The 13,090-nt window shown below is 69.8% G+C and carries 13 protein-coding genes; 10 read left to right on the top strand and 3 right to left on the bottom strand.

Annotation, left to right across the window (positions count from 1 at the left end):
• Positions 1-22 precede the first annotated feature (22 nt).
• The 9 genes from F4X11_07110 (at position 23) to F4X11_07070 (ending at position 9,417) form a co-directional block, all read left to right on the top strand.
• Positions 23-1,363, top strand: coding sequence for a hypothetical protein (locus tag F4X11_07110; protein MYN64782.1), 1,341 nt, complete (start codon positions 23-25; stop codon positions 1,361-1,363).
• A gap of 117 nt (positions 1,364-1,480) precedes the next feature.
• Positions 1,481-2,551 (top strand): hypothetical protein, encoded by a 1,071-nt coding sequence (locus tag F4X11_07105; protein ID MYN64781.1) that lies wholly within the window; start codon positions 1,481-1,483, stop codon positions 2,549-2,551.
• Positions 2,552-2,591: 40 nt separating this feature from the next.
• Positions 2,592-4,214: a carboxylesterase family protein gene (locus F4X11_07100; protein MYN64780.1), complete on the top strand. Its 1,623-nt coding sequence runs from the start codon at positions 2,592-2,594 to the stop codon at positions 4,212-4,214.
• A 45-nt stretch (positions 4,215-4,259) separates the two neighbouring features.
• Complete coding sequence (locus F4X11_07095) at positions 4,260-5,009, top strand: alpha/beta fold hydrolase (protein MYN64779.1); 750 nt, start codon at positions 4,260-4,262, stop codon at positions 5,007-5,009.
• Between the two features lie 57 nt (positions 5,010-5,066).
• On the top strand, positions 5,067-6,524 hold the full coding sequence (locus F4X11_07090) for a cytochrome c (protein ID MYN64778.1): 1,458 nt from the start codon (positions 5,067-5,069) through the stop codon (positions 6,522-6,524).
• Positions 6,525-6,543: 19 nt separating this feature from the next.
• Positions 6,544-7,293, top strand: coding sequence for a hypothetical protein (locus F4X11_07085; protein MYN64777.1), 750 nt, complete (start codon positions 6,544-6,546; stop codon positions 7,291-7,293).
• 22 nt (positions 7,294-7,315) lie between these two features.
• A complete protein-coding gene (locus tag F4X11_07080) occupies positions 7,316-7,750 on the top strand; it encodes a hypothetical protein (GenBank protein MYN64776.1) in 435 nt (144 codons plus the stop codon).
• Positions 7,751-7,762: 12 nt separating this feature from the next.
• Positions 7,763-9,076 (top strand): 6-phosphofructokinase, encoded by a 1,314-nt coding sequence (locus tag F4X11_07075; GenBank protein ID MYN64775.1) that lies wholly within the window; start codon positions 7,763-7,765, stop codon positions 9,074-9,076.
• Positions 9,073-9,417, top strand: a complete 345-nt coding sequence (locus tag F4X11_07070; protein ID MYN64774.1) for a hypothetical protein — start codon at positions 9,073-9,075, stop codon at positions 9,415-9,417. Before F4X11_07075 ends, F4X11_07070 begins: the two co-directional genes overlap by 4 nt.
• Positions 9,418-9,653: 236 nt before the next feature.
• Here the strand turns inward: F4X11_07070 and F4X11_07065 are convergent, their stop codons facing one another.
• From F4X11_07065 to F4X11_07055, 3 genes are all read right to left on the bottom strand, one after another.
• On the bottom strand, positions 9,654-10,658 hold the full coding sequence (locus tag F4X11_07065; protein MYN64773.1) for a hypothetical protein: 1,005 nt from the start codon (positions 10,656-10,658) through the stop codon (positions 9,654-9,656).
• 108 nt (positions 10,659-10,766) lie between these two features.
• Complete coding sequence (locus F4X11_07060) at positions 10,767-11,489, bottom strand: hypothetical protein (protein MYN64772.1); 723 nt, start codon at positions 11,487-11,489, stop codon at positions 10,767-10,769.
• On the bottom strand, positions 11,486-12,055 hold the full coding sequence (locus tag F4X11_07055) for a hypothetical protein (GenBank protein ID MYN64771.1): 570 nt from the start codon (positions 12,053-12,055) through the stop codon (positions 11,486-11,488). The genes F4X11_07060 and F4X11_07055 overlap by 4 nt, the downstream gene beginning before the upstream one ends.
• A 182-nt stretch (positions 12,056-12,237) precedes the next feature.
• Between F4X11_07055 and F4X11_07050 the strand changes: the two genes are divergently transcribed.
• Positions 12,238-13,090, top strand: an 853-nt coding sequence (locus F4X11_07050; protein ID MYN64770.1) for an efflux RND transporter permease subunit, incomplete at its 3' end; no start/stop codon positions are given.

The following is a 13,090-nucleotide window of genomic DNA, read 5'->3' as shown; positions in this document are numbered from 1 at the left end:
TCCAGCGGTTATGATGCGCAGCATGCGGTCGGAGCGCGTGGTGGGGGGCGGTGTCGAGCGCCGAGCGTGGCGCAAGACGGTCTTCGTCACGGCCTTGCTCGGCGTCGCGATTCTGCTTGTGGCCGCCTGTTCGGGCGGCGCTGGAGAGATCGCCCTCGACCGGCCGCGTGCCGTCGACGTACGGCGTGCGGCGTCGCGGCCCAATATCGTCTGGATCGTTGCGGATGCGGCCGAGGAGGCCACCTTCGCCGGCGCCTCGGGCTTCGAACGCTTCGACACGGCCCGCACGACGACGATCGAGCCCGCCGCGGTCGCGTCCGACCCTGCGTCCGCGCGCACCGCGCTGCTGACCGGCGTGAGTCCGGCCGCGCTGGGTATCGACGCGGCGACCGGTCGACTCGCCGCTCCGCCGCCGGCCGGTGTCAGCGTGCTGCCGGAACAGCTTCGCCGGGCCGGCTACTACACCAGCCGCGCGGGGCCGCCGCGCCACAATCTGCAGAATCCGAGGTCCGGCCACGCGAGCCCTGTTCGCATCGTCCATGTCGATGGCGGCGTGCACGATGCCGCACGCGCCCTTCCCGTTCCTGCCGCGGATCTGGCGCAGCCCGGTCTGCTCGGTGCGTGGGACGCGGCCGGGCTCGACGCCGACTGGCGCGGCCGGGAAAAGGACTGGGAGTCGCCCTGCACGGTTTCCTTCGGTTGCGGCGGCGCGCGCAGTCCGGGCCCGCGTCCGTTCTTCGCGCTGTTCAACCTCGCTGTGGGGGACGACGTCGAGGCGCAGGTCGAGCGGATCGTCGCGGCGCTCGCGGACGACGATTTGCTGGAGGAGACGGTCGTATTCCTGGTCGGCGCGGGCGGGTCGACGCCTGCCGCCGGTGCTCGCTGGCCGGCGTCAATCGCCGCTGCTCTCGAAGCGAACGCCCCGGTCAGCCTGCTGGATCTCGCGCCCACGGCGGTCGCATTGGCGGGACTGCCCGTGCCGGCGCACATGGAAGGAAGGGCGCTGATCGTGACGGAGGGGGGGGCGCCGCCCGTTGGATCGGCCGCCGCAACGTCCGCGAAGCCGGGCACGCCCGGCGCCGCCGGCGTGATTGCATCGAGGCCGACCCCGGCGGAGGTGCCGGTCGCCGCCACACCCGCCGGCTATCCGTCCGGGGGGCTGTTCCATGTCGCGCCGCGCGTCGACCTCTCGTGCGACACTGCGGGGTCGACGATTGTCTATACCACCGAGCACGAAGCGCCGTTCTATTGGCGGCTGTACACCGGCCCGTTCCGGATGCGCTTCTGGACGCTGCGCTTCCAGTGCGGGCGGCTCGGCTATCGCGACAGCGACATCGTGACCTTCGATTTCGATATCGAATGACTCGCGCACCGGCGTTCGCCGAGACGGAGTGCGGCCTGGCGACCCTGGCGACCGGCGGTTGCAAGTCCGGGCCGGCCGGTCCATGATCAACGCACCTGAGCGCATCTGGAGGGTGTCATGAGGCAGAGGCACATCTTGTTCGGCGTAGCGTTCGCGGTCGTCGTGGCGGCCATGACGATGGCGCCGGTTTCGGTGTCCGGTCAGTCGGCGGACGACGGGTCCGCGCCCCGCACTCCCTGGGGGCACCCGGACCTGCAGGGCTACTGGACGAGCTCGACCTACACGCCGTTGCAGCGGCCCGAAAGCCTGGGCGATCAAGCGTTCCTCTCGGAAGAGGAGCTCGCCGCGGCGAACGAGATCCTGACCGCCGAGGGAGTCGACCCGCTGCGCGCGCGCAGCTACCTTGCCGGGGCGACCGAGGAGGAGCGGCTCGAGCGGACGCAGCAGACGCAGGAGAACATCCACTACGACAACTCGATCTGGCTGCGCGAGAATCAGCCCCGGCGCCTCGCGATGCGGCGCACGTCGTTGATCGTGGATCCGCCGAACGGCAGGATTCCGCCGCTGATCCCGTCGGCCCGGGAGCGCGAAGCGCTGCGCCGCGCCGAGAGCCGCTGGCTGACCACCAACATCTCGCCGCAGTCGTTCGACAGCCACGAGACCCGGACGCTGCAGGAGCGGTGCCTGGTCTGGCGCCACGAGGGGCCGCCGATGCTGCCTCCCTCCTACAACGACCTGATGCAGATCCTGCAGACCGAGCACTACGTGGTCGTCATGCAGGAGATGCGCGAGAACGACGCCCGCATCATTCCGCTCGACGGCCGTCCGCACCTGCCGGGGAGCATGCGGGAGTGGTCCGGTGATTCGCGCGGCCGGTGGGAGGGCGACACCCTGGTCGTCGAGTCCATCAACTTCAACGACAAGGTGCACTTCAACGGGTCGAGCACCGGACTGCACGTCGTCGAGCGCTTCACGCGGGTCGACGACGAGAACATCCGCTACGAGTTCACGGTCACCGATCCGACCACGTGGGTGCAGCCGTGGAGCGTCGAGTATCCGCTGATGCAGCGGGACGGGCCGCTCTACGAGTACGCCTGCCACGAGGGCAACTACGACGCGCGGCACATCCTGGAAGTGGCGCGCAACCTCGACAAGGCGGCGGCGGCCGACGGCGAGGAATCCAGGTAGCGGCGACCAGGGGACAAGGCACAGGGAAGGTGGAAGAGTGATGCGCACGCACCCGATCGCTCTCGTTCTGTGCGGCATGCTCGTCGTCTCGGCGTGCGGGGCGGGCGACGCGGATCAGCCGGCCGGCGACACGCTGGGGCCGATCGTCGAGACCAGCCTCGGAACCCTCGAAGGGGAGCGCGTCGCCGGCGACGACGGCGTGCTCGTGTTCCGCGGCGTGCCCTACGCCGAGGCGCCGGTGGGGGACAACCGCTGGCGCGCCCCGGTGGCCAAGGCGGCGTGGGACGGCGCACGGCCGGCCACGACCTTCGGGCCGGCCTGCTGGCAGCGGCTGACGCCGGCATCCTCCATCTATACTCGGGGCGATCTGGGCCGAGACGAGGACTGCCTGTACCTCAACGTCTGGAGCGCGGCGGAGCAGGCGACCGACGCGCGGCCGGTGATGGTCTGGTTCCACGGCGGCGGGCATACCGGCGGCTGGGGCAGCGCGAAGATCTTCGACGGCGCCGCGCTCGCCGAGCAGGACGTCGTGCTGGTCACCATCAACTACCGCCTCGGGCCGTTCGGCTTTCTGGCGCACCCCGCGCTGACCGCGGAGTCGCCGCACGCCGCTTCCGGCAACTACGGCCTGCTCGACAAGGTCGCGGCGCTGGAGTGGGTGCGCGACAACATCGCAGCCTTTGGAGGGGATCCGGGCAACGTCACCATCTTCGGGCAGTCGGCCGGCTCGTGGAGCGTCTGCTACCTGATGGCGTCGCCGCTGGCGGCCGGGCTGTTCCACAAGGCGATCGGCCACTCCGGGGGCTGCTTCCGGGGCGGACGACCCGACCTGGGGGCCGCGCAGGAGGCGGGACTGGCGGCAGCGGCGGAGCTCGGCGTCGAAGGGGATGACGCCGAGGCGCTGACGGCGTTGCGAGCGCTGGACGCCGAGGCGGTGCTCGACTCCCGTATCGGGTCGGGCGCCATCATCGACGGCTGGTTCATGCCGCGACCTGCCCGGGAAGTCTTCGCGGCGGGCGAGCACAACGACGTCCCGGTCATCGTCGGCGCCCTGGCGAACGAGGGTACGACGCTCTACGCCAGCATGCCGGAGCGGACCGGGGCGGAGCTGGACGCGATGCTCCGCGAGCAGTACGGCGAGCACGCCGAGGCGTTGCAGGCCGCCTACGCGCCGGATGTCGAGAAATCGACGAAGTGGGGCGCGCAGGCGATTCAGGCCGATCGCAGCTTCGTGTGGGAGATGCGGACCTGGGCCCGCGCGGTGGAGGCTTCCGGCAACGCCGCCTACCTCTACCTCTTCAGCCAGGCGCCGCCGGTGTTCCGGATCTACGTTCCCGAACGCGCCGCCATTGACATGCCGGACGGGCCCGACGGCTACGGCGCGTACCACTCGGGCGACCTGGCCTACGCCTTCGGCAACACCCGGCTCGTGGGCATAGACTGGACGGACTGGGATCACGAGATCTCGCACGCGATGACGCGGTACTGGGCGAACTTCGCGCGCACGGGGGATCCGAACGGCGAGGGGCTCGCGACCTGGCCGCGCTACGAGGCGGCGACCGACGAGTGGCTGGAGTTCGGATCCGACATCAAGACGACGCGCGAAGTGCGCAAGGAGAAGCTCGATCTGTTCGACAGGGTGAACGCGCCCCCGGCGCAGTAGCCGAGACCTGATTCACTGAAGATCCACCGAGAGCGAGAGCCGCGCATGCGCCGCGGCCGGCAGGAGGCAGCAATGCGAGCGATTCGATACATCTTTGCGGCGGTACTGGCGTTGTCGATGGCGGCGCCGGCGGCGGCGCAGTCGCAGGACGTCGATCTCGACGGCGCGGACGGCACGACCCTGAAGGCGACCTACATGTCGCCCGGCCGGCCCGGTCCGGCGATGCTGCTGGTCCACCAGTGCAACATGGACCGGAAGTCGTGGAGCGGCATCGCGTCGCAACTCGTCGATGCCGGCGTTCACGTGCTGACCCTGGACCTGCGCGGCTTCGGTGACAGCGGCGGCCCGCCGTTGCGCGAGATCGGCTTCCCGGCCTTCATGCAGCAGGCCCCGGGTGACGTCGACGTCGCGTTCGACTATCTCGCCGGGCGTGAGGGCGTCGACGCGGAGCGCGTGGGAGCCGGTGGAGCGAGCTGCGGCGCGATGCTGACCGCGGACCTCGCGGCCCGCCGCGACGTCGAGGCGTTGATGCTCCTGTCCGGTCCGCCGAGCGAGGCCGCCGTCGCCAACATGGCGTCGTCGTCCGATCTCGCGGTGTTCGCCGCGGCGGCGACCGGCGATACGGTGACGCCCGGGGTGGCCGACGCGCTGCAGGGTGCGGTCGACGGCTCCGGCCATCCGCAATCCACCGCGAAGATCTACGACGGCCCCGAGCACGGGCTGCCCATGTTCGACAAGAATCCGGATCTGGAGCCGGCGCTCGTCGCCTGGTTGAAGGCCGAGCTGCTGCAGTAGCGCCGTCGCGGCGCGTAGCGTGGATACCGCGAACGGCATTCGGAAAGAGGTCAACCCATGATGCGACGGGCGACAATCGGTGCGGCGCTCTCGGCGGCGGCTGCGGTGTTGCTGGTGGCCGGCCCGGCTCTGGCCGGCGGCGGCGTGGAGGAGGTTCCGACGTTCACGAAGGACGTCGCCCCCATCCTGTTCGACAACTGCGTGACGTGCCACCGCCCCGGCAACATCGCGCCGATGTCGCTGACGTCGTACGCGGAGTCCCGGCCGTGGGCGCGGTCGATCAAGGACCTGGTCGTGTCGCGCACCATGCCGCCGTGGCCCGCGGACCCGGACAACAGCCTGGCGTTCCGCAACGAACGGCGGCTCGATCAGGCGCAGATCGACACCATCGCCGCGTGGGTGGACGGCGGCGCGCCGCGTGGGCTCGCCGCCGACCTGCCGGCGCTGCCGGACTTTCCGGAAGGCTGGACGTACGAGGGCGGTGAACCGGACTACGTCTTCGAGCTGCCGGTGGAGTACACCATCGCCGCGGAGGGCGAGGAGGACTACATCGACTTCTACTCCGCAATCCCGTGGGACGAGGATCGCTTCGCGGAGGTCCTGGAGCTGAAGCCGAGCAATTACGCGGTGGTCCACCACTCGGGCGCCTACGTCGTCGACCTGCCGGCGGGGAAGCGGGTGGTCGACGGCGTGCTGGTCGACGATCCGAACGCGCAGGCGGCGGCGGAGGAGTCGGCGGACGGGTCGGGGCGCGTGGCCCAGCCGGTGTTCAACGAGGTCAACCTGCCCGGCACCAGCAAGCTGCTTTCGTACGTTCCCGGGCGGGGCGTCGAGCGGCACCGGCCCGGCACCGGCAAGCGGCTGACCGCCGGCAAGTGGATCCGCTGGACGATGCACTACAACCCGACCGGCAGGCCCGAGGTCGAGCGGAGCAAGCTCGGCATCTGGTTCAACACCGTCGCGGTGACCCATGAAGTGCTGACCCGGCAGGCGGGGAACGCGTTTCCAACCGATCCCTTCGGGACCGACATCTACATCGTCGAGGGCGAGGAGATAAAGCCGACGCGGGACGCCGACGGCTCCGTGCGCCGGGCGAAGATCCCGAACATCCCGCCCTACGAGGACGACTGGAAGATCACCGGCATCACGCCGATCACCGAGCCGATCACGCTGTACGGCCTCTCGCCGCACATGCATCTGCGCGGCAAGAGCCTGAAGTGGGTCGTGACCTACCCCGACGGCAGCGAGGTCACGGTGCTGGACGTGCCGCGATTCGACTTCAACTGGCAGATCCACTACGAGCTAGCCGAGCCGCTCCGCCTGCCGGCCGGCAGCAAGATCACCGGCATCGGCGTCTACGACAACTCGTTGAACAACCGCTGGAATCCGGGACCGCACCTCGAGGTCTACTGGGGGCAGCAGAGCTGGGACGAGATGTACCAGGCGTTCACCGAGTACACCGTCGAAAGCCAGGATCTGACCAAGCCCGGGCGGGCCACGGACGACGACGAGTAACGCGGTTGCAGTGGGAGGAATGACCTTGGACGCAGGCGCGGCACGCGAGGTGGTTGCAGTGCCGGAGACGCGCGCCGGTCGTGCGGCGTACGGCGCGGCGCGCCACCTCGCGGCCTCGGCCGGTGTCGCGTTGTTGCTGGTGTCCGCCGGAGCCGCGACGCCGGCCGCAACGGGAACGGCCGGGCCGCAGCCGCCGGATCGTTCCGGGTCGCCGGCGCCGCCGGCGCTTCCGCAGGGCCAGATCCCGGACCTCGGCCGGCCGACCGAGGCGGGCGACGAGGTGCCGGCGTTCGACTACGACGCCTACTTTCCCGGCGTCTGGACCTTCGAGTGGCGCGTGCCCGACAGCCCGCTCGGGCCGGGTGGCCTGATCACGGGCTCGGAGACCTTCGAGCGGGGCACCGACGGCCGGAACTACACCGCCGTGATCGAAGCCGAGGGTCCGGACGGGCCTTTCACCACGGATTCGACCATCATCTACCTGGCCGGTCAGCGGGCGTTCGTGCGGCACGACACCGACAGCCGGGGATTCCGGATGCTGCGGGCCGGCCGGATCGGGGGCGACCTCGGGGGCTTCTACACGATCCACTACGAAACCGCCCCCTTCGAGGCGAACGGGGAAGAGGTCCGGCTGCGGATGACGACGCGGCTGGTCTCCCCGGTCAACTACCGGGTGGAATCCCGGATTTCGGTCGCCGGCGGGCCGTTCACGAACTTCGGCAACGCATGGTGGCGCAAGCGTCTGCCGGGCGTTACGGCGCCGGAGTGACGGGGCCGACGTGAGCCGCGCGATGAACCGGGTCTGGTGGACGGACGGCGGGACGGCGTGCCGTCGTGTGTCGGCCGCGGCACTTGCCGCCACGGTCCTGGCGTTGGGCACCGGAACCGGTGCGCCCGGGCCCGTCGGCTTCTCCGTCGCGGCCGGAGCCGCTCAGCCGATGGCGATCATGACGACGGTCGCCTGCGTGGAGGCGGACGAGCGGGGCGCCTTCTACCTGGTGTACGCCACCGAGCCGGAGCCGGTCTCCGACAGGTTGCCGCCGGAGCCGGAGCCGACCGCCGTGCTCGGCGGGCACCGGATCCGGTTGATCGGAACGCTCGACGAGTTCGGCGTCGACCGCCACGTCGGCCGCAAGGTGTGGGCCAAGGGACTTCTCATCGAGGACGAGACCGAGCGCCGCCTGAATGTGGTCTCCATAACCCGCCTGTCGCCCGATTGCGAGTGAGTTGGAGAGCCGATGAGCCACCACAAGAAGGTCGCGATCCTCGTCGGCGGCGGCCCGGCGCCGGGAATCAACAGCGTCATCGGGGCGGCCACCATCCGCTGCTGTCTCGAGGATGTCGAGGTGGTCGGCATTCGCGACGGCTTCGAGTCGATCATGCGCGGCCGCATCGACCACGTGACCCCGTTGACCATCGACGCCGTCAGTCGGATTCACTTCCGCGGCGGTTCCGTCATCGGCACGTCGCGGGCCAATCCGACGACCGATCCGACGTTGCTCGAGAACGTCGTCACCTCGCTGCTGCGGCTCAACGTGTCGAAGCTCATCACCATCGGCGGCGACGACACCGCGTACTCGGCCATGCAACTCGAGCGTGTCGGCGCCGGCCGGCTGCGTGTCGTGCACGTGCCCAAGACCATCGACAACGATCTCGATCTACCGTCGCACGTCGAGACGTTCGGCTTCCAGACGGCGCGCCATCACGGCGTCGAGATCGTCAAGAACCTGATGGTCGACGCCAAGACCACCTCGCGCTGGTACTTCCTGGTCACGATGGGACGCAAGGCGGGGCATCTGGCGCTCGGCATCGGCAAGGCCGCGGGCGCCACGCTCACGCTGATTCCCGAGGCGTTCCCGCACGAGCGGGTGCGGCTGAGGACGATCGTCGATACGCTGGCCGGCGCGATGATCAAGCGCTGGACCGGCGGGCGCCGCGATGGCGTCGCGGTCCTGGCCGAAGGGCTCGTGCTGAAGATAGATCCCGAGGACCTGAAGCAGCTCGGCGACGTCGAGCGGGACGAGCACGACAACGTCCGCATAGCAGAGGTGAACCTGGGCGAGATTCTCAAGAGCCAGGTCGCGGCGCGTCTGGCGGGATTCGGCCTCAAGATCACGACGGTCGCCAAGAACATCGGCTACGAGCTGCGCTGCGCGGACCCCGTGCCGGCCGACATGGAGTACACCCGCGACCTCGGCTACTGCGCGGCCAAGTACCTGCTGCAGGGCGGCAACGCGGCGTTGATGTCGCTGGATGCCGGCCAGTTCGTGCCGATCCCGTTCGAGCGGCTCATCGATCGGGACAAGGGGCGCTTCCGCGTCCGGCTCGTCGACGTCGAGTCCACCCGCTACCGCATCGCGCACCGGTACATGATCCGGCTGCGGCGCGACGACTTCGACGACCCGCACGAGCTGGCCAAGCTGGCCGCGACGGTGGGCGTATCGCGAGAGCAGTTCGAGAAGGAGTTTGCCTACCTGGTCGATTCGGAGCCGGAGCCGCTGGTGCTCGATTCCGGCGACGAACGATTCGAGGAGCAGGCGGCCGCATCGTGAAATGCGGGGTGACGGTGCGCGGGTGCCCGCAGTGGGGTGCTCGTGCGTTCGCCTTGATCGGTACGCAACTTGCTTCATGCACTGCCGTGATGCAAGCACTCACCGAATTCCGCCGGCTGGCGCGCCTGCTCATCATCAAGGACTTGCCTGATCGCGACGTAGGCTGGATCGCATGGCAGCTCCGCGCCATCTACCGCGAGATTCCGGGGCTGGCGTTGACCGTCGAGGACGTGCAGGAGACCTTCGATCTCGACAGGGACACGTGCGAGATTGTCATGCGCGCCCTGACCGACGCGGGTTTTCTGGAGCCGGATGGTTCCTCGCTTCGGCTCGCCGTGTGAAGCGGTCGGTCTTTCCGGCGCGAGCCTGCGTTCGCCTTGGGCGGCGCCGGTGGGTTGGAGCGTGCGAAGGTGCACTGCGCCGCGGCCCGCGTCAACCGCGGTTGCGGCCTTGGCCGCCAGACCTTCCGTAACCTGGGCTTTGCGCGGCGGTAACGCCGGGCGGCAGTCGGAGAGGGAGCGCGGGAGCGGGGGATCGGCAGGTCCGACCGCCTGCCGATCCCCCGTGGAGGCGCAGTCTACTGGCGCGCTTCCGCCGCGTCGTCCGCGCGGCCGCCCGAGAGGATGCCTTCCATCCCGAGGTTGCCCTCGTGGCAGGCGTACTCGTACATCACGTCCGGCGACAGCGAGAACGGATACGCGACGGTCCAGGACCGGGTGTACATCTGCGGGTCGTGGACCTCCACCTCGTACTCCAGCGTCTCGGGACCGGTGCGGGTGAAGCGCTCGATCAGCATCATGTCCTCACCCGAGCCGTCGTGCGAGCTGAACGCCGACCAGGGCTGCAGCGCGCTGACCCGGTGGTCGAGATTGGTGGTCACCACCACCAGCGTGTCGCCTTCCCAGTGCCCGCGCGCGTCGCCGTTCCATTGGCCGATGTTGTCCGCCAGCGGGGGGCGCCCGTCGAGCGGCACCACGCGCACCTCGTGCACCTGCTCGAGCAGCATCACGACGTGGTCCGGGGTCTGGAAGACCTGCATGTTGTTGTTGTAGGAACGCGGGAACATGGCATTGGGCATTCCCCCGCGGGTCACGCAGCGCTCCCAGATGTGGCGGTCCTCCCACGTGTCGTCGCCGCGCGGCTGGCCGATCCGCGCCTTCTGTCCCTCCGGGGTCAGCGGCGGAAAGCGGCCGCTCGGCGGGTCCACCAGCATCGACGTGCGGTTCGTCCGCGCCCCGCGCTCCATCCAGAAGTTGTTGTAGGCGCCCACGTTGCCCCCGGCCGCGGTGCGCCGGGCGTTGGCGAGCAGAAGCTGCTGGTTGCGCTCCTCGGTCGCCTGTCGAATCGCCGCCACCTCCTCGTCGCTCAGGGTCGCGCGGCCCTCGAACTCGGCCGGCCGCTCCATGGGCGTGGCGCCGGAGGAGCTCCAGATGCCCTGCAGATCCGGGTGCCCCCAGGCCGTGCGGTAGGCGTCCGGCATGGAAGACGCGCCGGACTGTCCGGCCGTCGGCGCGGCCGCCAGCAGCGGGACGACCAGCGCCAGGACGGGAATGACGAAGCAACCTGACCGTCGAGCACTCATCTGTAACCTCCTTGGAGACCGCGGCAAGACGCGGCTCATGCTGATTCGGCAGTCTGAACGAAGTAACGTGGCACAGGCCGTGCCGAAGGTCAAGACCTGCCTGCCGATTCACGTCCCGCCGGCGCACGCGGAGCCGAACGGCCACCCGCAGTACGCCGCGCCGCGCCCGACCTCGTAGGCGAGTTGCGCGTGGTAGCGTTCGCGCTCCGTGAACCACTCGATGTCGTTTCCGGTCTCCGACGACATCATCGCCGCGCGGTCACCGACGTGCCAGAGCCCGAAGGCGTGGCCGAGCTCGTGGGCGAACAGCCGGCGGAAGTACCCGTTGCGAAAGCACTCGTCGTTGCCGCGCGCGAACCAGATGCTGCCGGGATCGGCGCCGGGAGTGGCCAGCCCGCAACTGGCGCCGATGTCCGGGTACTCCTCCGGCGTCACGAAGCGGACCGTGATCCAGCCTTCCCGGTCGCCGCGCTCTTCGATTCCGCTCTCGATGCGGCCGTCGTAGGGCCGGCCGGTAATCTGCTCGGCCAGCAGGGGGAGGACTTCGCGGATGTGTGCGAGCCGGTCGTCGGCGACCACGCGCCGCGTCCCGCCGGCGCCCCCCAGGCGGACATAGACGTTCGGACTCGGATTGGACAGCACGCGCACGAAATCGCCCTGTCCCGGCGCGTCGTGCTCGTTGAAGATCAGCTCCCGCCAGAACCGGTCGTCGAAGCGCGGGTCGGCCGGTCGGGAAGTCCGCGCCGGCTCCTGAGTCGGTGCCCCCGGTGATTCGATGCAGGCCAGCGGCCCCGCCGCGAGCAGAGCCAGGAGAGCGCTCGGTGCCTTCATCGGGACATGCTGAGAGTGCTCGTCGCCGACACGGCGTGGGAGTTGCTGCCGCTGATCGCCGTGGCCGTCGCGGTCGGGGCGCCGGTGATGACCGTCCCGGAGACGGTCGCGGCCACCGTGAGCGACAGGGATTCGAGATGCCAGGCGTCGGAACCGCAACCTGCCACCACGCCGATGTCCAATCGATCCGGTGAGCAGCCGTTCACCGTCGCGTTCACGGTGTTGCCCGAGACCGAGCCGCCGAAGCTGCACGTGATGTCCGCGACGTCGACCGAGGTGGAGGTAAGGGTCGTGCCGTTCTGTTCTATCGTGAGGTCCGCGGTCCACGTCTTGCTGAGCCCGAGAGCTCGCGCCACGTTTCCGAGACAGCCGCCGCCCGTGATGTCGCCGGTCGAGGCGGTCAGGGTCGCGGTCCAGGTTCCCGCCACGTCCGCTGTCGCGGGTGGTGGGAGCGGCTGCGGCGAGGGCGCGACGGGCGACGAACCGTCGCTGTCGCAGCCGGCGGGCAGCAGAACGCAGAGCACGACCGCAAGGATTCTCGTCTTCCCGGTGCTGTAGGTCTTCATCCCACACGGGAGTTTCGGTCGTTGACATACGAAGCGATAGGCGGGGTGGATCGCGCGCGCGGGAACCGCCCGGTGAATCGGGCTCTTCGTCAGGGAATATTCAGTCAGTCGTCAGGGAATCTTAAGAAAGCAGAGTTCCGGCCGTTACTAGACTCGATGCGCTGCGAGTCGAGGCCCGGCCCATGCTGCTCGATGCGCTGATTCGCTGGTCGTTGCACAACCGCCCGGCGGTGCTCGCCGTCGCGGCCGCCTTCCTCGTCTGGGGTTCCTACGTGGCGGTGCGGATGCCGGTCGACGTCCTGCCGGACGTGACCGCGCCGACGGTGACGGTGCTGGTCGAGGGGCACGGGATGGCGCCGACCGACATGGAGGCACTGGTCACCTTTCCCGTCGAGGCGGCCCTGAACGGCGCGTCGGGCGTGCGCAGGGTGCGTTCGTCGACCGCGGTCGGCATCGCGGTGGTCTGGGTCGACTTCGACTGGGGCGCCGACGTGCTCCGCGCGCGACAGACGGTGAGCGAGCGGCTGGCCACGGTAGCCGGGACGCTGCCGGACGACGTCGCCCCGCCGGTGATGGCCCCGCTGTCGTCGATCATGGGCGAGATCATGTTCGTCGCCCTGCAGTCGTCCGCGCACACCCCGCTGGAGTTGCGCACGACGGCAGAGACGCTGGTCCGCCGACGGGTGCTGGCGACGCCGGGCGTAGCGCAGGTGACGGTGATCGGCGGCGAGCGGCGGCAGTTCGAGGTACTGGTCGATCCGGAGCGGCTGGCCGACTACGGCGTCGCCCTGCGCGCGGTCGAGGACGCGATGCGCCGCGCGAGTCGCAACACCTCGGCCGGGTTCCGCCGCTCCGGCGGGCAGGAGTATCTGATCCGGGCGGCCGGCCGCGCGCACGACGCCGAGGGCATCGGCGCGACGGTCATCACGACCCGCGAGATGCGACCGATCCGGGTGCGGGACATCGCGGAAGTGCGGGTAGGGGAGTCGCTCAAGCGGGGCGAGGGTTCCCGCAACGGACAGCCGGCGGTGATTC

It is taken from the genome of Acidobacteriota bacterium (genome assembly GCA_009861545.1).
Classification (GTDB): Bacteria; Acidobacteriota; Vicinamibacteria; order Vicinamibacterales; family UBA8438; genus WTFV01.
Note: the sequence above shows the minus strand (reverse complement) of the source record. Positions and strands in the feature narration are given on the sequence as shown.

What these genes read in the sequence shown, in the direction of transcription:
- F4X11_07110 (MYN64782.1), top strand. Translation starts at nt 23, where the DNA reads ATGCGGTCGGAGCGCGTGGTGGGGGGCGGTGTCGAGCGCCGAGCGTGG.
- F4X11_07105 (MYN64781.1), top strand. Translation starts at nt 1,481, where the DNA reads ATGAGGCAGAGGCACATCTTGTTCGGCGTAGCGTTCGCGGTCGTCGTG.
- F4X11_07100 (MYN64780.1), top strand. Translation starts at nt 2,592, where the DNA reads ATGCGCACGCACCCGATCGCTCTCGTTCTGTGCGGCATGCTCGTCGTC.
- F4X11_07095 (MYN64779.1), top strand. Translation starts at nt 4,260, where the DNA reads ATGCGCCGCGGCCGGCAGGAGGCAGCAATGCGAGCGATTCGATACATC.
- F4X11_07090 (MYN64778.1), top strand. Translation starts at nt 5,067, where the DNA reads ATGATGCGACGGGCGACAATCGGTGCGGCGCTCTCGGCGGCGGCTGCG.
- F4X11_07085 (MYN64777.1), top strand. Translation starts at nt 6,544, where the DNA reads ATGACCTTGGACGCAGGCGCGGCACGCGAGGTGGTTGCAGTGCCGGAG.
- F4X11_07080 (MYN64776.1), top strand. Translation starts at nt 7,316, where the DNA reads ATGAACCGGGTCTGGTGGACGGACGGCGGGACGGCGTGCCGTCGTGTG.
- F4X11_07075 (MYN64775.1), top strand. Translation starts at nt 7,763, where the DNA reads ATGAGCCACCACAAGAAGGTCGCGATCCTCGTCGGCGGCGGCCCGGCG.
- F4X11_07065 (MYN64773.1), bottom strand. Translation starts at nt 10,658, where the DNA reads ATGAGTGCTCGACGGTCAGGTTGCTTCGTCATTCCCGTCCTGGCGCTG.
- F4X11_07060 (MYN64772.1), bottom strand. Translation starts at nt 11,489, where the DNA reads ATGAAGGCACCGAGCGCTCTCCTGGCTCTGCTCGCGGCGGGGCCGCTG.
- F4X11_07055 (MYN64771.1), bottom strand. Translation starts at nt 12,055, where the DNA reads ATGAAGACCTACAGCACCGGGAAGACGAGAATCCTTGCGGTCGTGCTC.